At 52.0% G+C, this 19,236-nt stretch carries 20 protein-coding genes; 11 read left to right on the top strand and 9 right to left on the bottom strand.

Annotation, left to right across the window (positions count from 1 at the left end; translation table 11 throughout):
* Positions 1–156 precede the first annotated feature (156 nt).
* The 4 genes from hisJ (at position 157) to hisP (ending at position 3,303) form a co-directional block, all read left to right on the top strand.
* Positions 157–939, top strand: a complete 783-nt coding sequence (gene hisJ / locus OGY08_RS05865) for a histidine ABC transporter substrate-binding protein HisJ (RefSeq protein WP_003028120.1) — start codon at positions 157–159, stop codon at positions 937–939.
* 186 nt (positions 940–1,125) lie between these two features.
* The gene (locus tag OGY08_RS05860; protein ID WP_286565841.1) at positions 1,126–1,812 is read left to right on the top strand and encodes a histidine ABC transporter permease HisQ; all 687 of its coding nucleotides are present in this window, start codon (positions 1,126–1,128) and stop codon (positions 1,810–1,812) included.
* On the top strand, positions 1,809–2,516 hold the full coding sequence (hisM, locus tag OGY08_RS05855; RefSeq protein WP_125363380.1) for a histidine ABC transporter permease HisM: 708 nt from the start codon (positions 1,809–1,811) through the stop codon (positions 2,514–2,516). The genes OGY08_RS05860 and hisM overlap by 4 nt, the downstream gene beginning before the upstream one ends.
* Positions 2,517–2,529: 13 nt before the next feature.
* Positions 2,530–3,303, top strand: a complete 774-nt coding sequence (gene hisP / locus OGY08_RS05850) for a histidine ABC transporter ATP-binding protein HisP (RefSeq protein WP_003028114.1) — start codon at positions 2,530–2,532, stop codon at positions 3,301–3,303.
* A 33-nt stretch (positions 3,304–3,336) separates the two neighbouring features.
* Here hisP and OGY08_RS05845 read toward each other — a convergent pair whose 3' ends face one another.
* The 4 genes from OGY08_RS05845 to yfcG all read right to left on the bottom strand — a co-directional run bounded on the left by OGY08_RS05845 (position 3,337) and on the right by yfcG (position 5,890).
* Positions 3,337–3,852 (bottom strand): GNAT family N-acetyltransferase, encoded by a 516-nt coding sequence (locus tag OGY08_RS05845; RefSeq protein WP_071845290.1) that lies wholly within the window; start codon positions 3,850–3,852, stop codon positions 3,337–3,339.
* 71 nt (positions 3,853–3,923) lie between these two features.
* A complete protein-coding gene (locus OGY08_RS05840) occupies positions 3,924–4,817 on the bottom strand; it encodes a TIGR01777 family oxidoreductase (protein WP_125363379.1) in 894 nt (297 codons plus the stop codon).
* A 20-nt stretch (positions 4,818–4,837) separates the two neighbouring features.
* Positions 4,838–5,200, bottom strand: a complete 363-nt coding sequence (gene folX, locus OGY08_RS05835; RefSeq protein WP_003028107.1) for a dihydroneopterin triphosphate 2'-epimerase — start codon at positions 5,198–5,200, stop codon at positions 4,838–4,840.
* 54 nt (positions 5,201–5,254) lie between these two features.
* Complete coding sequence (gene yfcG / locus OGY08_RS05830; protein WP_020996685.1) at positions 5,255–5,890, bottom strand: GSH-dependent disulfide bond oxidoreductase; 636 nt, start codon at positions 5,888–5,890, stop codon at positions 5,255–5,257.
* A gap of 134 nt (positions 5,891–6,024) precedes the next feature.
* Here yfcG and yfcF point away from each other — a divergent pair, with 134 nt between their 5' ends.
* Genes yfcF through yfcD form a run of 3 tightly spaced genes read left to right on the top strand, consistent with a single transcriptional unit; the run spans position 6,025 to position 7,887 of the window.
* Positions 6,025–6,669: a glutathione transferase gene (gene yfcF / locus OGY08_RS05825; RefSeq protein WP_003834778.1), complete on the top strand. Its 645-nt coding sequence runs from the start codon at positions 6,025–6,027 to the stop codon at positions 6,667–6,669.
* Positions 6,670–6,724: 55 nt separating this feature from the next.
* Positions 6,725–7,276, top strand: coding sequence for a phosphodiesterase (gene yfcE / locus OGY08_RS05820; RefSeq protein ID WP_125363378.1), 552 nt, complete (start codon positions 6,725–6,727; stop codon positions 7,274–7,276).
* Between the two features lie 56 nt (positions 7,277–7,332).
* On the top strand, positions 7,333–7,887 hold the full coding sequence (yfcD, locus tag OGY08_RS05815) for an NUDIX hydrolase YfcD (RefSeq protein ID WP_003834775.1): 555 nt from the start codon (positions 7,333–7,335) through the stop codon (positions 7,885–7,887).
* 56 nt (positions 7,888–7,943) lie between these two features.
* Here the strand turns inward: yfcD and yfcC are convergent, their stop codons facing one another.
* From yfcC to ackA, 3 genes are all read right to left on the bottom strand, one after another.
* Positions 7,944–9,464 carry a putative basic amino acid antiporter YfcC gene (gene yfcC, locus OGY08_RS05810; protein WP_125363377.1) on the bottom strand — a complete coding sequence of 507 codons (1,521 nt, stop codon included), beginning with the start codon at positions 9,462–9,464 and terminating at the stop codon, positions 7,944–7,946.
* A gap of 199 nt (positions 9,465–9,663) precedes the next feature.
* Positions 9,664–11,805: a phosphate acetyltransferase gene (gene pta / locus OGY08_RS05805; RefSeq protein WP_003834771.1), complete on the bottom strand. Its 2,142-nt coding sequence runs from the start codon at positions 11,803–11,805 to the stop codon at positions 9,664–9,666.
* Between the two features lie 75 nt (positions 11,806–11,880).
* Positions 11,881–13,083: an acetate kinase gene (ackA, locus tag OGY08_RS05800; protein WP_003834770.1), complete on the bottom strand. Its 1,203-nt coding sequence runs from the start codon at positions 13,081–13,083 to the stop codon at positions 11,881–11,883.
* Positions 13,084–13,422: 339 nt separating this feature from the next.
* Here ackA and yfbV point away from each other — a divergent pair, with 339 nt between their 5' ends.
* The 4 genes from yfbV (at position 13,423) to OGY08_RS05780 (ending at position 17,036) form a co-directional block, all read left to right on the top strand.
* Positions 13,423–13,878 (top strand): terminus macrodomain insulation protein YfbV, encoded by a 456-nt coding sequence (yfbV, locus tag OGY08_RS05795; protein ID WP_003028087.1) that lies wholly within the window; start codon positions 13,423–13,425, stop codon positions 13,876–13,878.
* An 83-nt stretch (positions 13,879–13,961) separates the two neighbouring features.
* Complete coding sequence (locus OGY08_RS05790; RefSeq protein WP_003028086.1) at positions 13,962–14,456, top strand: YfbU family protein; 495 nt, start codon at positions 13,962–13,964, stop codon at positions 14,454–14,456.
* Positions 14,449–15,126, top strand: a complete 678-nt coding sequence (locus tag OGY08_RS05785) for a sugar phosphatase (protein WP_100247211.1) — start codon at positions 14,449–14,451, stop codon at positions 15,124–15,126. Before OGY08_RS05790 ends, OGY08_RS05785 begins: the two co-directional genes overlap by 8 nt.
* A gap of 77 nt (positions 15,127–15,203) precedes the next feature.
* The gene (locus OGY08_RS05780) at positions 15,204–17,036 is read left to right on the top strand and encodes an SLC13 family permease (protein ID WP_032944084.1); all 1,833 of its coding nucleotides are present in this window, start codon (positions 15,204–15,206) and stop codon (positions 17,034–17,036) included.
* A gap of 63 nt (positions 17,037–17,099) precedes the next feature.
* On the opposite strand, the gene yfbR is transcribed toward OGY08_RS05780, so the two are convergent.
* Positions 17,100–17,699 carry a 5'-deoxynucleotidase gene (yfbR, locus tag OGY08_RS05775; protein WP_003028083.1) on the bottom strand — a complete coding sequence of 200 codons (600 nt, stop codon included), beginning with the start codon at positions 17,697–17,699 and terminating at the stop codon, positions 17,100–17,102.
* Between the two features lie 83 nt (positions 17,700–17,782).
* On the bottom strand, positions 17,783–19,000 hold the full coding sequence (gene alaA, locus OGY08_RS05770) for an alanine transaminase AlaA (RefSeq protein ID WP_003028082.1): 1,218 nt from the start codon (positions 18,998–19,000) through the stop codon (positions 17,783–17,785).
* Between the last annotated feature and the right edge of the window lie 236 nt (positions 19,001–19,236).

Raw genomic sequence — 19,236 nt, 5'->3', positions numbered from 1 at the left:
ACTTAATAAGCATGAGTGCATACTTAAGCGCTTTTCATGCAAATAAATACCGCCGACAGGGTAGAATGCTTTGCCTTGTCGGCCTGATTAATGGCACGATAACTGCACCTGGTCCTGTAAAGATCCCCTATAAAAGACAGTCTGTTGAGGATAGTTATGAAAAAACTGGTGTTGTCTCTTTCTCTGGTTCTGGCTTTCTCCAGTGCTACCGCAGCATTTGCAGCCATTCCGCAAAAAATTCGTATCGGTACCGATCCCACTTATGCGCCGTTCGAATCGAAGAATGCGCAGGGTGAATTAGTCGGTTTTGATATCGATCTGGCTAAAGAGCTGTGCAAACGTATCAATACGCAATGTACCTTCGTGGAAAACCCGCTGGACGCGCTGATCCCTTCGCTAAAAGCGAAGAAAATCGATGCCATCATGTCCTCGCTTTCCATTACTGAAAAACGTCAGCAGGAAATCGCATTTACCGACAAGCTTTATGCAGCCGATTCGCGTCTGGTTGTCGCTAAAGATTCTGCTATTCAGCCGACCATTGAGTCGCTGAAAGGCAAACGTGTTGGTGTGCTGCAGGGCACTACCCAGGAAACATTCGGCAACGAACACTGGGCGCCAAAAGGTATTGAGATTGTCTCTTATCAGGGGCAGGACAATATCTATTCTGACCTGACTGCCGGGCGTATTGACGCCGCGTTCCAGGATGAAGTCGCGGCTAGCGAAGGCTTCCTGAAACAGCCAGTCGGTAAAGATTACAAATTCGGCGGCCCGTCTGTGAAAGACGAGAAGTTGTTCGGCGTGGGTACCGGTATGGGGCTGCGCAAAGACGATAACGAACTGCGCGAAGCGCTGAATAAAGCCTTTGCCGAAATGCGAGCTGACGGTACTTACGAGAAGCTGGCGAAAAAGTACTTCGATTTTGATGTTTACGGCGGTTAATTACCGCAGGTGCTGATAAAGCCCGTAGATTTTTGACGCGTTGAATTTATGCCCGATGGCACCGCGCTTATCCGGCCTACGGTGATTTTGTAGGCCGGATAAGGCAAGGCCGCCATCCGGCATTTAACGGTTAGTCTGAAATCAAAAGAGGCTTACTACTCCACCACACACGACAGGACAGGCAGCATGTTGTATGGCTTTTCAGGTGTTATTTTACAGGGCGCAATTGTTACGCTGGAGCTGGCACTCAGCTCGGTGGTACTGGCGGTTCTGATAGGTCTTGTCGGCGCAGCAGCAAAGCTGTCGCAAAGCCGGGCAATGGGGCTTATTTTCGAAGGGTACACAACGCTAATCCGCGGCGTGCCCGATCTGGTCTTAATGCTGCTCATCTTCTACGGATTACAAATCGCGCTGAATACCATTACCGATGCCATCGGTATCGGCCAGATTGATATTGATCCGATGGGTGCGGGCATTATCACTCTAGGATTCATCTACGGCGCCTACTTTACCGAAACTTTTCGCGGTGCGTTTATGGCTGTACCAAAAGGCCATATTGAAGCCGCGACGGCGTTTGGCTTTACCAGCTCACAAATATTTCGTCGCATTATGTTCCCGGCGATGATGCGTTATGCCTTACCGGGAATCGGCAATAACTGGCAGGTTATTCTTAAGGCTACGGCGCTGGTATCGTTGCTTGGACTTGAAGACGTGGTGAAAGCGACTCAGCTTGCCGGGAAGAGTACCTGGGAGCCGTTCTATTTTGCCGTCGTGTGCGGGGTCATCTATCTGGTGTTTACCACTGTTTCTAATGGTGTGCTGCTGTACCTTGAGCGCCGCTATTCCGTGGGTGTGAAGAGGGCTGACCTGTGATCGAGATTATTCAGGAATACTGGAAGTCCCTGCTGTGGACCGACGGATATCGCTACACTGGCGTCGTTATCACCCTGTGGCTTTTGATTTCGTCAGTGGTGATGGGCGGGATACTGGCGCTGTTTTTGGCAATTGGTCGCGTTTCCAGTAATAAATTTATCCAGTTCCCTATCTGGCTATTCACCTATATTTTTCGTGGGACGCCGCTGTACGTACAGCTACTGGTGTTTTATTCCGGGATGTATACGCTGGAAATAGTTAAAGGCACGGACTTCCTCAACGCGTTTTTCCGCAGCGGGCTGAATTGCACCGTGCTGGCGCTGACGCTGAATACCTGCGCCTATACCACGGAGATTTTCGCCGGGGCTATTCGTTCCGTGCCTCACGGTGAGATTGAGGCTGCGCGCGCATACGGTTTCTCGTCATTCAAACTGTATCGATGCATTATTTTACCTTCCGCGCTGCGTATTGCGCTGCCGGCATACAGTAATGAAGTCATTTTAATGCTGCACTCCACGGCGCTGGCATTTACTGCAACGGTACCTGATTTGTTGAAAATCGCTCGCGATATCAACTCGGCAACATATCAGCCGTTTACCGCCTTCGGTATTGCCGCTGTGCTGTATTTGATTATTTCGTATGTCCTGATCAGTCTGTTCCGTAAAGCGGAAAAACGCTGGTTGCAGCATGTATCCTCTAAATGATTCGAGTAACACGATGTCTGAAAATAAATTAAACGTTATCGATTTACATAAGCACTACGGCGAACATGAAGTGCTGAAAGGGGTATCGCTGCAGGCCAACGCGGGTGATGTTATCAGCATTATTGGCTCGTCAGGTTCCGGTAAAAGTACCTTCCTGCGCTGCATTAACTTTCTTGAGAAACCGAGTGCCGGGTCGATTGTCGTCAGCGGTCAGAACATTGGTCTGGTGCGCGACAAAGACGGCCAGTTGAAAGTTGCGGACAAAAATCAGCTACGCCTGCTGCGTACGCGTCTGACGATGGTCTTTCAGCACTTTAATCTGTGGAGTCACATGACAGTGCTGGAAAACGTCATGGAAGCGCCGATTCAGGTGTTGGGGCTGAGCAAGCAGGAAGCTCGCGACCGTGCGGTGAAGTATCTGGCTAAAGTGGGCATTGATGAGCGCGCACAGGGCAAATATCCGGTGCACCTGTCCGGTGGTCAGCAGCAGCGTGTTTCCATTGCCCGTGCGCTGGCGATGGAACCGGAAGTGTTGCTGTTTGATGAACCTACGTCGGCGCTTGATCCTGAGCTGGTGGGTGAAGTGCTGCGCATTATGCAACAGCTGGCTGAAGAGGGGAAAACCATGGTGGTGGTGACCCACGAAATGGGGTTTGCTCGTCATGTTTCCACGCACGTGATTTTCCTGCATCAGGGGAAAATTGAGGAAGAGGGCGACCCGGAGCAGGTATTCGGTAATCCGCAAAGCCCGCGTTTGCAGCAGTTCCTTAAAGGATCGCTGAAGTAAGTCAACAGCCCGGAGGCGCTACGCTTTCCGGGCTTACAATTTTAGCGCGTCGCGCTCCAGCCGAAACACCCAGTCGTCGTAGGCGATGCCGTCAATCTCATACGCCTTTTCCAGTACCTGCGTACGTACAAAGCCTGTCTTTTCCAGAATACGGATTGAACCCTTGTTATCCGCCAGCGCGTATGCGTTTATCGCCGTCACACCTGCATGCTCGAAGGCATACTGGCACACCGCGCGCACGGCTTCGCTGGCAATACCTTTCCCCTGAGCCTGTGGCATGATGGCGTAGCCGAGGTCGGCTTCCTGCGGGTAAAGATGGCTGATTTGCAGACCAATATCGCCAAGTGGCGTCGGGCTGTTATGTTCGCGGATGACGAAAGTGTGCTGTGCGGCCAGACGTCTGGCGAATAACAGCCGCGTATCTTTCGCCGGGGCGATGTTGCCCATATAGCGCATGACTTCAGGACATTCACGGAGTTTCTGGAAAAATGACCAGTCAGAAAATTGAAACAAAGAGAGGGTAAGTCGGGGAGTCGATATTATCGCCATAACGTCGCCATTGCGGAAATCTGGTCTATAACCTTACCACCACAACGGCGACTGTGAATAGTGCATAGGGGTTATCGGATGACATCCGCCAGCGCTTCTTCTAAATCGTACCAGCGAAACGTAAAACCGGAAGCTTCCAGGCGTTTGGGCAATGCGCGTTGTCCACCAAGGACCAGTACTGACGATTCCCCCATCAGCAGTCGCATAGCGGTGGCGGGAACGCGCAGAATGGCAGGGCGGTTCAGAGCGTGACCCAGCGCGTGGGCAAACTGCTCATTGTGCACCGGGTATGGCGAAACCATATTGAAGGGACCACGTAGATCGTTATTCAGCAGCCAGATAATTCCGTTGACCATATCATCAACATGGATCCAGGCCATATACTGGCGTCCGTTACCGATCGGGCCGCCTAAGCCAAGACGAAACGGCGGGACCATTTTTGCCAGAATGCCGCCTGCTGAGGCCAGTACCACGCCGGTACGCAGCATACACACGCGGGTTTTGTCGCTTTGCGCAGTGCTGGCAATTTGCTCCCAGCGGGAGCACAGCTTGTGGGTAAATTCGTTATGCGGTGGCTCTTCTTCCGTAACCACAACTTCGCCCAAATCGCCGTAGTAACCGGTAGCGGAACCGGAGATTAACACTGAGGGCGGCGTCTCGCTCGCATTGATTAAATCGACCAGTTTCTGCGTAATGCCCCAACGGCTCTGGCACAAGCGTTCCTTTTGCTGTGCGCTCCAGCGCTTATCTGCAATAGGCTCTCCGGCAAGGTTAATCACGGCATCAATATTATTGAGATGTTGCCGCTCTTCCAGTCCTTTCCATAACGTGACCCGAGAGTCGAGAATCTGACGAGCCTTATCAGGGGTACGTGTCACTACGATTATCTGATGCCCCAGTTCCAGCAGGCAGGGGATCAGATGACGTCCAATCAGGCCAGTACCGCCGGTAATCAGAATCTGCATGTCGCCTCCCGGGTTACGTTTTAGCGCTGCCAGCTCAGCGTCATTGATACTGAGTCGGCGTAACGCAATGCGTGAAGTTTATCTATCTCGACTTCAGCATAAGTGACCCAGTGATGTTCGCGTGCGATATCGAGCACATCTTGAGTTAATTTTTCTAACAATGAGAAGCGGTTACCCTCCACGTGGGCAATGATGCTTTTGGTTATAGTGCGGTAATTCAGCGCGTCGTTGATATCTTCGCTGGTACGCGCTTTGTCTGCCGGATAGTGAATGGCAATGTTGATGACGATATCCTGACGGTTAAGGATCTCCTCTTCTTTAATGCCGATAAAGGTGCGCAGACGAAGGTTTTTTATACGAATAATAGCGTCAGGTTGTGACATTGCAGGTTTCCTCCATGTATGAACCTCTGCATGATACACGAGAACCGAATTGCGTCACCGCTTCTCACTCAGTGCTTGCTGCATGGCGCGTTCCGTGGCAGGACGCGTACGGATGCGTTCGTGCCAGTTATTGACCGCCGGGTAATTGTCGAGGTCGATGCGCTGACGCTGATGGGCGTGGATCCACGGCCAGCAGGCAATGTCAGCAATGCTGTAGTGATCGCCTCCCAGCCAGGGTGACGTTTCCAGACGTTTATTCATCACGTTGTACAGGCGCTGGGTTTCAACCTGGTATCTTTCAATAGCGTAAGGGATCGTTTGCGGAGCGTAATGACTGAAATGATGATTCTGCCCCAGCATGGGACCCAGACCGCTGACCTGCCAGAACAGCCACTGCAGTGTGGTGTGGCGTTCGCGTAATTCACCGCTGAGCAGCTTACCGCTCTTCTCCGCCAGATAGAGTAAAATTTCTCCGGACTCAAACAAGCTGATGGGCCTTCCGCCATCTTCCGGCGCATGATCGATAATGGCCGGGATTTTATTGTTCGGCGAGATCAGCAGAAAATCGGGGCGAAACTGGCTGCCTTTGCTGATATCGACATGAATCAGACGGTATTGCAGCTGTGCCTCTTCAAGAAACAGCGTGATTTTGTGACCGTTTGGCGATGGCGTGTAATAGAGATCGATCATTTTCAGCATCCGTTTTGTCATGAACCGGGTCATTACAAGTATAGAGCCTGTTGGCGTGCGTGAGTTTTCATCAAGTGACAGCGAGAGAAAGACTCTATATTTTGAAGGCAAGCCAATACACTTCAGAGGACATTATGAGCAAATCTGCAATTACGCTGTGGTCAGATGCCAATTTTTTCTCCCCCTACGTGCTGTCTGTTTATGTCGCTCTGCAAGAGAAGGGGCTACCTTTCACGCTGAAAACCGTTGATCTCAATAGTGGTGAACACTTGCATCCTTCATGGCAAGGTTACGCCTTGACGCGCCGCGTACCGGTTCTTGAGATCGATGGTTTTGAACTGAGCGAATCATCAGCGATTACGGAATTCCTGGAAGAGAGCTTTGCACCGCCACAGTGGGAGCGTATCTACCCACACGATGTACAAAAGCGCGCTCGGGCGCGCCAGGTTCAGGCGTGGATCCGCAGCGATTTAATGCCTATCCGTGAGGAACGATCAACAGATGTCGTTTTTGCTGGCGTGAAGAAAGGACCGTTAAGCGAAGCGGGAAAAGCCAGTGCGGAAAAACTGTTCGCTACTGCGAGCAGTTTACTGAGCCACGGTAAGCAGAATTTATTTGGCGAATGGTGTATCGCTGACTGTGATTTAGCGCTAATGCTTAATCGCCTGGTCCTGAATGGTGATGAGGTTCCAGAAGCGCTTGCGGAATACGCCACCTTCCAGTGGCAGCGCGCTTCAGTACAGCGTTTTATCGCGCTTTCAGCGAAGCGTTCCTGCTGAAAAACGGGCCGTAATCCAGTATCATTACAAGGTGATTTTCAGCGAGGAGTGAGTGATGAAACTGATGTTCGCATCGGACATTCATGGTTCGTTGCCAGCCACGGAACGCGTACTCGAACGGTTTGCTGCAAGCGGCGCGCAATGGCTGGTGATATTGGGTGATGTTTTAAACCACGGGCCGCGTAATGCGCTTCCAGAAGGCTATGCACCTGCGCAGGTTGCTGAACGGCTGAATGAGCTGGCATCGCGAATTATTGCGGTGCGTGGTAATTGCGACAGCGAAGTGGATCAGATGCTCCTGCATTTTCCGATGACTGCGCCGTGGCAGCAAATTCTGACAGAAAACCAGCGACTCTTTTTGACGCACGGACACCTTTTTGGCCCGCAAAATATGCCGATGCTCAATGCGGGCGATGTTCTGGTTTATGGGCATACTCATCTGCCGGTTGCTGAGCGGCGCGAGGGTATCTATCATTTCAATCCCGGCTCGGTAAGCATCCCGAAAGGGGGCTTTGCGGCAAGTTACGGGATTCTGGATGATAATGTTCTCAGCGTAATGGCATTCAATGATCAAAGTGTTATTGCACAGGTCGAGATTAATCCGTAATTTACCCCACAAACATAAACGCGCCGTAAGAGCGCCAGAAAAAAGAAGGTTTCCTGATGGTGGAACAGCGTCGTTTGGCAAGTACTGAATGGGTGGATATTGTGAATGAAGACAACGAAGTCATTGCACAGTCCAGCCGGGAACAAATGCGGGCGCAACGCTTACGCCATCGTGCAACGTATATCGTTGTGCATGATGGTATGGGCAAAATTCTGGTTCAACGTCGCACTGAGACAAAAGATTTTTTGCCCGGCATGCTGGATGCCACCGCAGGCGGTGTGGTTCAGGCTGACGAGCAGATGCTGGAATCAGCGCGTCGTGAAGCAGAAGAGGAACTGGGGATTGCGGGCGTGCCGTTTGCCGAGCATGGTCAGTTTTACTTTGAAGATCAGAACTGTCGCGTATGGGGCGGGTTGTTTAGCTGCGTTTCCCACGGACCGTTTGCGCTTCAGGAAGATGAGGTCAGTGAAGTTTGCTGGTTGACGCCGGAAGAAATTACCGCGCGCTGCGACGAATTTACACCGGACTCCCTGAAAGCCCTGGCGCTGTGGATGACCCGCAACGCCAAGAATGAAGGGGCGAAAGCCGAAAAGCAGGAAGAAGCTGAGTAAACTCTGTTCATCCGGCCTACTGCGTCGAGAAATCGAGTAGGCCGGACGCACACTTTTTAATGGTAACCCATCATCTTCGCGCCAATCACCACCACGCTGGACATAATAAACAGCAGTCCCAACAGCGTAGCACCTACCTTCAGCCAGTTACGAAAATCCACCCGACAAACGCCTAACGTAGCCATCAGAGATGCTGACGTCGGATAGATAATATGACTGAATCCGTCGCCAAACTGGAAGGCCAGGACTGTGACCTGACGGTTTACGCCAACCAGATCGCCCAGCGGTGCCAGTAGCGGCATGGTTAACGCAGCCTGACCAGAGCCGGAAGTGACGAAGAAATTAAATACTGCCTGGAACAATAGCATAAACCACGCCGCGATGGCGTTATCCAGCCCGCTGATGCCATTGGCAATGCTGTGCAGCAGAGTGTTTAACACGCTGGCTTCACCCGCCTCTCCATTACCGACCAGCAGTAAAATGCCTTTAGCAAAACCAACCAGCAGGGCAGGGGCAATCATCATTCGTGCGCCCTCAGTGAATGAGGAGGCCATGATGTTGAGCGTCATGCCGTTGAGCCGAAACACGACGCCGATAATGCCAATCACCAGACCCATCGTGAAGAACTGACTGGCGATCTCAGGAATAAACCACGCGTTGACGATAACGCCCCAGACAACCCAAATCATCACCGCGGTCAGCACCACTAGCACTAACCAGTCTCCCAGCGTGAAGCGTCGTTCCACGACTTCGTCCTGCTGCTCGCGAAAGAAGCGGTCGGATTCATGTACCCGGGACAAAAGCGGATTCTTTTTGATACGCGCCGCATAGGCCAGCGTGAAGGTCAGCCCGATTAACGTAGCGATCACCCAGACCACGATGCGTAGCCCGGAACCAGAGAGCACCGGTACCCCCGCAATACCTTGCGCGACCACCACGCAAAATGGGTTCATCCATGAGCTGGCGAAACCAATCTGAGTCGCGATATAGGTAACCAGCACGGTGGTGATACTGTCGTAACCTAGCCGTACCATCAAAGGCGCGATGATAATGGCAAAGGCAACAGCCTCTTCCCCCATGCCAAACACCGCGCCGCCTAAGGAGAAGAGAATAAACAGCACTGGGATAAACAGGACCTCGTTGCCCCGCGTATGGCGAATGAGCGCCAGGATGCCGTTATCAATGGTACCGGTACGCATAACGATGCCGAATGCGCCGCCAATGACCAGCATAAACATAATGATGCCGACAGCAGTGCCGAATTTCGAGCCGGAGGTTAATCCTTCAAACGGGAAATTCATCAGGCCTGGGCGTTCATCTCCGGTGGTGAATAACTGCACCCGGTGATACTGCTCTTCACCTGCGTCGTTGGTCAGAATACGAAAGGAATGGGGGTCAACCACCTTACGGGTTTTGGTTTGTCCATCAACCTGATACTGCACTTCCTGGCTGTCGAACATCCCGACGGGAACAACCCATGTCGCCAGACTGGTTAAAACGGCGACGAAAAAAATAATCACCAGCGTGTCGGGCATCGCCCATTTTTTAGCTGGCTGTGATTCTGTTACTGCTGACATGAAAGACTATCCCTGTTGCAACGCAAAAGAGAGTAAGTATGCGAACAGAAGAATAGTTATTCATTGATGCAGCGCATCCAGGCAAATGTTTCAGATTATGCCAAAGGGGAAAAAGACATAAAAAAACCGGAAATATCAGCTATTTCCGGTTTGATAAGCAGATGTGTTGCCGGATAAGAGATCCGGCACACTCGGCAGATTACTGCTGCTGGGAAGACTGGATCGCGGTCAGTGCGATGGTGTAGACGATATCGTCTACCAGCGCGCCACGAGACAGGTCGTTCACCGGCTTGCGCATACCCTGCAGCATTGGCCCGATGGAGATCAGGTCGGCAGAACGCTGTACCGCTTTGTAAGTGGTGTTACCGGTGTTCAGATCCGGGAAGATGAACACGGTAGCGCGACCTGCAACCGGAGAGTTCGGCGCTTTGGATTTCGCTACGTCAGCCATAACAGCGGCGTCGTACTGCAGCGGACCGTCGATCATCAGGTCAGGACGTTTTTCCTGTGCCAGACGGGTTGCTTCGCGAACTTTCTCTACGTCACTACCTGCACCAGAAGTACCGGTGGAGTAGGAGAGCATCGCTACGCGCGGTTCGATACCGAAGGCAATTGCGGAATCAGCGGACTGAATCGCGATTTCTGCCAGCTGCTCTGCAGTCGGATCCGGGTTGATCGCGCAGTCGCCGTAAACGTAAACCTGATCCGGCAGCAGCATGAAGAACACGGAAGACACCAGAGAGCTACCCGGTGCAGTTTTGATCAGCTGCAGCGGCGGACGGATGGTGTTTGCGGTGGTGTGTACTGCACCAGAAACCAGACCGTCAACATCGTCCTGTTCCAGCATCAGGGTACCGAGAACCACGTTGTCTTCCAGCTGTTCGCGGGCAACGGTTTCGGTCATACCTTTGTTTTTACGCAGTTCGACCAGGCGAGCAACGTAGCTTTCGCGAACCACATCTGGATCAACGATTTCTACGCCAGCGCCCAGTTCAACGCCCTGAGAGGCTGCAACGCGGGTGATCTCATCCGGGTTACCCAGCAGTACGCAGGTTGCGATACCACGTTCAGCACAGATGGCTGCCGCTTTAACGGTACGCGGTTCGTCGCCTTCCGGCAGAACAACGCGTTTTCCCGCTTTGCGCGCCAGCTCGGTCAACTGATAACGGAACGCTGGCGGAGACAGACGACGGCTACGCTCAGAGGTTGCAGTCAGGGATTCAATCCAGTCAGCGTTGATGTAGTTAGCAACGTATTCCTGAACTTTCTCAATGCGCTCGTGATCGTCAACCGGAACTTCCAGGTTGAAGCTCTGCAGGCTCAGAGAGGTCTGCCAGGTGTTGGTGTTTACCATGAATACCGGCAGGCCGGTTTCAAATGCACGTTCGCACAGTTTAGTGATGCGCGCGTCCATTTCGTAGCCGCCAGTCAGCAGCAGGGCACCGATTTCCACGCCGTTCATGGCCGCTAGGCATGCTGCAACCAGCACGTCAGGACGATCTGCGGAAGTTACCAGCAGGGAGCCTGCGCGGAAGTGTTCCAGCATATGTGGAATGCTGCGTGCGCAGAACGTCACAGACTTCACGCGACGGGTGTTGATATCGCCTTCGTTAACGATGGTGGCGTTCAGGTGACGCGCCATATCGATTGCACGAGTAGCGATCAGATCGAAGCTCCATGGCACCGCGCCCAGAACCGGCAGCGGACTGGATTCTTGCAGTTTAGCCGGATCAACTTTGATCACTTTCGCTTTGGAAGAGTCGTCGAAAATCTCGGACAGATCCGGGCGAGTACGGCCCTGCTCATCAACCGGTGCGTTCAGTTTGTTAACGATTACGCCGGTGATGTTGGTGTTTTTCGCGCCGCCGAAGCTGCTGCGAGTCAGTTCAATACGCTCGTTCAGCTGTTCCGGGGTGTCGGTACCCTGAGACATAACGAAGACGATTTCCGCGTTCAGCGTTTTCGCGATTTCGTAGTTCAGAGACTGCGCGAACTGATGTTTACGGGTTGGGACCAGGCCTTCAACCAGTACAACTTCAGCGTCTTTGGTGTTCGCGTGGTAGTTCGCGATGATCTCTTCCATCAGCACATCTTTCTGATTGCTGGACAGCAGAGATTCAACGTGGCTCATCTTCAGCGGCTCAGCGGCTGGCAGAGAAGAGTTAGCACGGACGATGCTGGTAGTCTGGTCTGGCGCATCGCCACCGGCACGCGGTTGAGCGATCGGCTTAAAGACGCTCAGACGAACGCCTTTGCGTTCCATTGCGCGGATCACGCCAAGGCTGACGCTGGTCAGGCCGACGCTGGTTCCGGTAGGGATCAGCATAATAATACGGGACACGGTTTATCCTCTTTCGTTACCGCCAATTTAGACGGGTTACAAAACAGCACCGCCAGCTAGGCTGGCGGTGTGAAATCAGGCAGTCAGGCGGCTCGCGTCTTGCGCGATAACCAGTTCTTCGTTGGTTGGGATAACCAGCGCAGGACGGGTACCTTCTTTGTTGATGAAACCAGATTTGCCGAAACGTGCGGCCAGGTTACGTTCGTGGTCAACTTCAAAGCCCAGAACGCCCAGTTTGCCCAGAGACAGTTCACGAACCATCGCTGCGTTTTCACCGATACCACCGGTGAAGACAACTGCATCCAGACGACCATCCATCAGCGCAGTGTAAGAACCGATGTATTTCGCCAGACGGTGGCAGTAAACGTCCATTGCACGTTTAGCGTCTTCTTTAGTAGCGTAGTTATCTTCAACATAACGGCAGTCGCTGGTGACTTCGGTCAGACCCAGCAGGCCGGACTCTTTGGTCAGCATTTTGTTGATCTGGTCAACGCTCATGCCCAGGGTATCGTGCAGGTGGAAGATGATCGCCGGGTCGATGTCACCGGAACGCGTACCCATCACCAGACCTTCCAGCGGGGTCAGACCCATGGAGGTATCAACACATTTACCGTTACGGATAGCAGATACAGAACCGCCATTGCCCAGGTGGCAAGTGATGATGTTCAGCTCTTCAACCGGTTTGTTCAGCACTTTTGCCGCTTCCTGAGTGACGAAGAAGTGGCTGGTACCGTGCGCGCCGTAACGACGAACGCCGTGTTCTTTGTACAGGCTGTACGGCAGAGCATAGAGGTAAGACTCTTCCGGCATAGTCTGATGGAACGCGGTGTCGAATACAGCCACGTTTTTGTCTTTCAGATTAGGGAAGGATTTCAGCGCTTCTGCGATACCGATCAGGTGAGCCGGGTTATGCAGCGGTGCGAAAGAGGCAGAATCTTTGATGCCCTGAATAACGGAATCATCGATAACCACGGAGCTGGTGTACTTCTCGCCGCCGTGTACGATACGGTGACCAATAGCGGTCAATTGCGCAGACAATTCTGGTTTTTGTGCCAGAATAGTGTTAACGATAAAGTTCAGCGCTTCACTGTGAGCGGCGCCTGCACCTAAAGCCGCTTCTTGTTTACCGCCGTCCATTTTCCACTTGATACGTGCTTCTGGGAGATGGAAACATTCGGCTAAACCAGAGAGGTATTCTTCACCGTTTACTGCATCGATGATGGCAAATTTCAGTGAGGAGCTACCGCAGTTCAGAACCAGTACTAACTTACTCGACATGGAAGTACCTATTTATGATACGTGGCTAAAAAAACGTCAGGGAGTCATAGAGCGTAGCGCATGATGACACCGACGTTTATGATTAACATCATGCGCCATAGTCTTTTTGGGCACGATGGAATAAATACCTTTGAGTCTATGTCATTTTGCGTATTTTTCAGGCAATGGCATAATGTATGCCAATTTGACGACTCAATGATTTTGGACTACAGGCCTTACAGGCCGGCACAGGATACCTGAATGTGGGTATCAAAGACAAAATGTTTTGAACGATGTCCCTTGTAGTTGTTGTTTTGCACAAATTTTTTAATTTTTATATGTGAAGTTGAGGTAACCGCCATGTCGACACCGGATAATCGCTCCGTCAATTTTTTCAGCTTGTTTCGCCGGGGGCAGCACTATGCAAAGACGTGGCCAATGGAAAAGCGCCTTGCGCCCGTGTTTGTTGAGAACCGCGTGATCCGCATGACGCGTTACGCGATCCGTTTTATGCCGCCTATCGCCGTCTTCACCTTATGTTGGCAAATTGCGTTAGGGGGGCAGTTGGGCCCGGCCGTGGCGACTGCGCTGTTTGCGCTTAGCCTGCCGATGCAGGGGATGTGGTGGCTGGGAAAACGTTCTGTAACGCCGCTGCCGCCTTCAATTCTCAATTGGTTCTACGAAGTTCGGGGTAAATTGCAAGAAGCTGGGCAGGCGCTCTCTCCGGTAGAAGGAAAGCCGGATTACCAGGCGCTGGCTGACACGCTTAAGCGCGCCTTCAAACAACTGGATAAAACTTTCCTTGATGATTTGTAATTGACCCCTGATTACGCATATAAAAGAAGGCACAAGATGCCTTCTTTTTTTTCATCGCAGTAGTAGTGATACAGGAGTCCCAAATGGAAATGACCAACGCTCAACGTCTGATTTTGTCGAATCAGTACAAAATGATGACTATGCTCGATCCAACTAACGCCGAGCGTTATCGTCGTTTGCAGACGATTATTGAACGCGGTTACGGCTTGCAGATGCGTGAGCTGGATCGTGAGTTTGGTGAACTGACGGAAGAAACCTGTCGTACGATTATCGATATTATGGAGATGTATCACGCATTACATGTGTCCTGGACTAATCTTAAGGATGCGCAGGCTATTGATGAGCGTCGCGTGACCTTCCTCGGTTTTGACGCCGCAACGGAAGCCCGTTTCCTCGGGTACGTTCGTTTTATGGTCAATGTGGAAGGTCGTTACACCCACTTTGATGCGGGTACGCATGGCTTCAACGCCCAGACCCCAATGTGGGAAAAATATCAGCGTATGCTGAATGTTTGGCACTCTTGCCCGCGTCAGTATCACCTGAGCGCGAATGAAATTAACCAAATCATTAATGCCTGAGGGGGCGAGCGTGCAGTGCAAAGGTTTTCTGTTTGATCTGGATGGAACGCTGGTCGATTCCTTACCCGCAGTAGAGCGTGCGTGGTGCAACTGGGCCGATCGCTTCGGCCTCGATCACGCCGAGGTACTCGGCTTTATTCATGGTAAGCAGGCCATTACCTCCCTGCGACACTTTATGGCGGGCAAGTCTGAGGCAGAGATCGCCGCGGAATTTACCCGTCTGGAGCAGATCGAAGCGACGGAAACCGCCGGGATCACCGCGCTGCCGGGGGCAGTTGATTTACTCAACCATCTCAATAAAGCAGGTATTCCATGGGCGATTGTGACCTCCGGTTCTATGCCAGTCGCACGTGCGCGTCATCGTGTTGCCGGGCTTCCTGCTCCTGAAGTGTTTGTCACCGCCGAGCGGGTAAAAAGAGGGAAACCAGAGCCAGACGCGTATCTGTTAGGCGCTCAGCTTCTGGGCCTGGCACCGCAGGAATGTGCAGTCGTGGAAGATGCCCCCGCCGGGGTGCTCTCAGGACTGGCTGCTGGGTGTCATGTCATCGCGGTTAACGCGCCAGCGGATACGCCGCGTCTGGACGAAGTTGATTTTTCGCTGACCAGTCTGGAACATATTTCTGTGACCAAACAACCCAACGGAAATGTGGTCGTTATAAGAAATACCTGATCATGATTTAGCCCCAGATTGTTGGGGCTTTTTTATGGCAGAATCAGTCCATCCCTCTCATTTAACAAGGATATGTTGTGAACGGTGAATTGATATGGGTTCTCTCATTGCTGGCGATTGCCGTCGTCTTGTTTGCAACTGGCAGAGTGCGTATGGACGCGGTCGCTTTGCTGGTCATTATTGCCTTTGTTCTGAGCGGAACATTGAGCATCACAGAGGCTTTTTCCGGGTTCAGCGATCCTAACGTTATTTTGATAGCGGCTTTATTCATTATCGGCGACGGCCTGGTGCGTACCGGCGTGGCGACGGTAATGGGTGCCTGGCTGGTGAAGGTCGCTGGCAGCAGTGAAGTCAAAATGCTGGTGTTGCTGATGATAACCGTAGCCGGACTCGGTGCCTTCATGAGTTCGACCGGTGTGGTCGCCATCTTTATTCCGGTTGTCTTAAGCGTTTCCATGCGCATGCAAATCTCCCCCTCACGCCTGATGATGCCGTTGAGCTTTGCCGGATTGATAAGCGGCATGATGACGCTGGTGGCAACGCCGCCGAACCTGGTCGTCAACAGTGAATTGTTACGTGAAGGACTTAACGGTTTTAGCTTTTTTAGCGTAACCCCACTGGGACTGGTGGTGTTGGTACTCGGCATAATTTATATGCTGGTGATGCGTTTTATGCTGAAAGGTGAAGACTCTGGGCAGCCGGGAGACGGCTGGAAGCGCCGGACCTTTCGCGATCTGATCAAAGAATATCGCCTGACAGGGCGTGCCCGTCGCCTGGCGATTCGCCCCGGTTCTCCCATGATTGGCCAACGTCTGGATGACCTGAAATTGCGTGAGCGCTACGGGGCAAACGTGATTGGTGTTGAACGTTGGCGGCGTTTTCGCCGCGTGATTGTCGATGTTAACGGGGTTTCTGAGTTCCGTGCCCGTGACGTGTTGCTGATTGATATGTCAGCGGCCGACGTCGACCTGCGTGAATTTTGCAGCGAGCAACTGTTGGAGCCAATGGTGCTGCGCGGTGAATACTTCTCCGAGCAGGCGCTTGACGTGGGTATGGCCGAGATTTCATTAATCCCTGAATCGGAATTGATCGGCAAAACGGTACGGGAAATCGCTTTTCGTACGCGTTATGGCCTGAATGTCGTCGGACTGAAGCGTGATGGTACGGCACTGGCCGGAGCGGTGGTGGATGAACCACTGCTGATGGGCGATATCATTCTGGTGGTGGGCAACTGGAAACTCATCACTTTGTTGGGGCAAAAAGGGCGCGATTTCGTGGTGCTGAATATGCCCGTGGAAGTTAGTGAAGCCTCCCCGGCGCACAGCCAGGCGCCGCATGCGATTTTCTGTCTGGTGCTGATGGTCGCGTTAATGCTCACCGATGAAATCCCTAATACGGTTGCCGCGATTATCGCCTGTTTGCTGATGGGAAAATTCCGCTGCATCGATGCCGAAAGCGCCTATAAAGCCATTCACTGGCCAAGTATTATTTTGATTGTCGGAATGATGCCCTTTGCGCTGGCATTACAGAAAACGGGCGGTGTTGATCTGGTGGTTAAAGGGCTAATGGACGTTGGTGGAGGGTACGGCCCGTATATGATGCTGGGCTGCCTGTTCGTGCTGTGCGCGACCATTGGGTTATTTATCTCTAACACTGCGACGGCGGTACTGATGGCGCCGATTGCGCTGGCGGCAGCAAAGTCGATGGGCGTTTCGCCGTATCCTTTTGCGATGGTGATTGCGATGGCGGCTTCAGCAGCCTTTATGACGCCAGTTTCTTCACCGGTAAACACACTGGTACTCGGACCGGGTAACTACAGCTTTAGCGATTTCGTAAAAATTGGCGTGCCGTTTACCATCATTGTGATGGTGGTGTGCGTGGTGATGATCCCGATGCTGTTTCCGTTTTGATTTTTATGTGCCGGATGGCGGCTAACGCCTTATCCGGCCTACAAAGGCAATGTCGCCGCAAACTTACAATGGAGAATCCTGACTGATTTCATCTAATGAGAGGTGAAAACTCGGAACGAACACGTCCATAAAGTAGTCCATCTCTTCGCTGCGTCGTGACTCCAGCGTTTTTTCCAGACGTGTTTTCGCCAGCAGAAATTCGTTGTTACCGGCGGAGAGTTCTTCCAGGCACTTCAGATACGCGCACAGGGCATCGGCCTGTTTAACAATCGACCTCTCTTCTTCACTTAAGGCATGTTCATCAATGAGCGGCGCAAAAATATCGCGCAGCTCATCGGGAACCATATCGACCAGTTTTTGTTGGGCAATTTTCTCTATCGCTTTATATTCTTGGGCAATCTGCGAGTTGAAATATTTCACTGGGGTAGGGAGATCGCCGGTTAACACCTCTGACGCATCGTGATACATCGCCAGCAGGGCAATACGCTCAGCATTAACCTGACCACCAAATTTACGGTTTTTAATTGCGGCCAGCGCATGGGCAACCATGGCAACCTGCAGACTGTGTTCGGACACGTTTTCGGTGCGCACGTTGCGCATCAGCGGCCAGCGGTTAATGAGTTTCAGACGGGAGAGGTGGGCAAAAAAGTGGCTCTGCTTCATAACGACCCTTACTCAGTGACTTCAGTAACGGTATTTTGCGCAGAGAGTGCTACCGGATGCAAACCCGGCAGCACTTTGCGTGGTTACAGCTGGCGATACCCTGACAGGAAACGCTCAAATTTACTCAGCGACATTTCGATATCGTCAATACGCGGTAGCGTGACGATGCGGAAATGATCCGGCCACGGCCAGTTGAATGCCGTCCCCTGGACCAGCAGTACTTTTTCCTGCAACAGGAAGTCGAGTACCATCTTCTGGTCGTCATGAATATTAAAGCGTTTAGCATCAATTTTCGGGAACATATACAGCGCACCGCGCGGTTTTACGCAAGAGACGCCGGGGATGTCATTAAGCAGTTCCCAGGCGCGGTTACGTTGCTCATACAGACGTCCGCCTGGCATGATGAATTCGCTGATGCTCTGATATCCACCCAGTGCGGTCTGAATGGCATGTTGTGCCGGAACGTTGGCACACAGGCGCATAGAAGCCAGCATCTCAAGGCCTTCGATATACCCTTTGGCATGTTTCTTCGGTCCGTTCAGTACCATCCAGCCCTGGCGGAAACCGGCAACACGATAGGTTTTTGACAGGCCGTTAAAGGTAATAGTCAGCAGGTCAGGGGCCATTGCCGCAATCGAGTGGTGCTCGGCGTCATCGTAAAGAATTTTGTCGTAAATCTCGTCCGCAAAGATGATGAGATTGTTTTGGCGGGCAATCTCAACAATCTCCATCAGCAGCTCTTTAGAATACACCGCGCCGGTTGGGTTGTTTGGGTTGATGATGACGATCCCACGGGTACGCGGCGTAATTTTGGCGCGGATATCATCCAGGTCCGGGAACCAGTCTGACGATTCGTCACACAGGTAGTGCACGGCATTACCACCAGAGAGCGAAACCGCCGCCGTCCACAGTGGATAATCAGGTGCAGGAACCAGCATTTCGTCCCCACTGTTTAGCAATGCCTGCATGGCCTGCACAATCAATTCAGATACGCCGTTACCGATATAGATATCTTCCACGGTTACGTCGCGCATCCCACGGGCCTGGTAATGCTGCATGATTGCTTTGCGGGCTGAATAAAGGCCTTTGGAATCGCAATATCCTTGCGCAGTTGGCAAATTGCGGATCACATCCACCAAAATTTCATCTGGCGCTTCAAACCCGAAAGGCGCAGGGTTGCCGATGTTCAGTTTCAGAACTTTGTTGCCTTCTTCTTCCAGGCGCTTTGCTTCCTTCAGAACCGGGCCGCGAATGTCATAACAGACGTTTTCTAATTTGCTGGATTTTTCAATGGGGGACATGAACGTTGACCTTTTTAGCTGTGAATGCCACTCCCTGCCGTGGAAGTCAGCCCAGCACAATGTACTCCCACGACGGTGAGTTTTGAAGGGTCTTTAGTAGAAGATTTTGGAAAGCAGGAGGATTATAATTCACTGTTAATAACTAAATAATGTGATTTTTGTAGGGTAATAATCTGGATTGTTGTGTTTTTTGTGGTTTATATTTTTATTTGTTAGCGTGGGTATGGTGATTTGTC

Source organism: Citrobacter sp. Cpo069, from assembly GCF_030332785.1.
Taxonomy (GTDB): Bacteria; Pseudomonadota; Gammaproteobacteria; order Enterobacterales; family Enterobacteriaceae; genus Citrobacter; species Citrobacter portucalensis.
This window is presented reverse-complemented; position numbering and strand designations above follow the sequence as displayed.

Coding starts and splice junctions, on each gene's coding strand:
- yfbV (WP_003028087.1), top strand. CDS start 13,423: ATGTCGACACCGGATAATCGCTCCGTCAATTTTTTCAGCTTGTTTCGC.
- yfcG (WP_020996685.1), bottom strand. CDS start 5,890: ATGATCGATCTCTATTACACGCCATCGCCAAACGGTCACAAAATCACG.
- yfcC (WP_125363377.1), bottom strand. CDS start 9,464: ATGTCAGCAGTAACAGAATCACAGCCAGCTAAAAAATGGGCGATGCCC.
- yfcE (WP_125363378.1), top strand. CDS start 6,725: ATGAAACTGATGTTCGCATCGGACATTCATGGTTCGTTGCCAGCCACG.
- OGY08_RS05790 (WP_003028086.1), top strand. CDS start 13,962: ATGGAAATGACCAACGCTCAACGTCTGATTTTGTCGAATCAGTACAAA.
- yfbR (WP_003028083.1), bottom strand. CDS start 17,699: ATGAAGCAGAGCCACTTTTTTGCCCACCTCTCCCGTCTGAAACTCATT.
- ackA (WP_003834770.1), bottom strand. CDS start 13,083: ATGTCGAGTAAGTTAGTACTGGTTCTGAACTGCGGTAGCTCCTCACTG.
- hisP (WP_003028114.1), top strand. CDS start 2,530: ATGTCTGAAAATAAATTAAACGTTATCGATTTACATAAGCACTACGGC.
- yfcD (WP_003834775.1), top strand. CDS start 7,333: ATGGTGGAACAGCGTCGTTTGGCAAGTACTGAATGGGTGGATATTGTG.
- OGY08_RS05860 (WP_286565841.1), top strand. CDS start 1,126: ATGTTGTATGGCTTTTCAGGTGTTATTTTACAGGGCGCAATTGTTACG.
- yfcF (WP_003834778.1), top strand. CDS start 6,025: ATGAGCAAATCTGCAATTACGCTGTGGTCAGATGCCAATTTTTTCTCC.
- OGY08_RS05840 (WP_125363379.1), bottom strand. CDS start 4,817: ATGCAGATTCTGATTACCGGCGGTACTGGCCTGATTGGACGTCATCTG.
- hisJ (WP_003028120.1), top strand. CDS start 157: ATGAAAAAACTGGTGTTGTCTCTTTCTCTGGTTCTGGCTTTCTCCAGT.
- alaA (WP_003028082.1), bottom strand. CDS start 19,000: ATGTCCCCCATTGAAAAATCCAGCAAATTAGAAAACGTCTGTTATGAC.
- OGY08_RS05845 (WP_071845290.1), bottom strand. CDS start 3,852: ATGGCGATAATATCGACTCCCCGACTTACCCTCTCTTTGTTTCAATTT.
- OGY08_RS05785 (WP_100247211.1), top strand. CDS start 14,449: ATGCCTGAGGGGGCGAGCGTGCAGTGCAAAGGTTTTCTGTTTGATCTG.
- folX (WP_003028107.1), bottom strand. CDS start 5,200: ATGTCACAACCTGACGCTATTATTCGTATAAAAAACCTTCGTCTGCGC.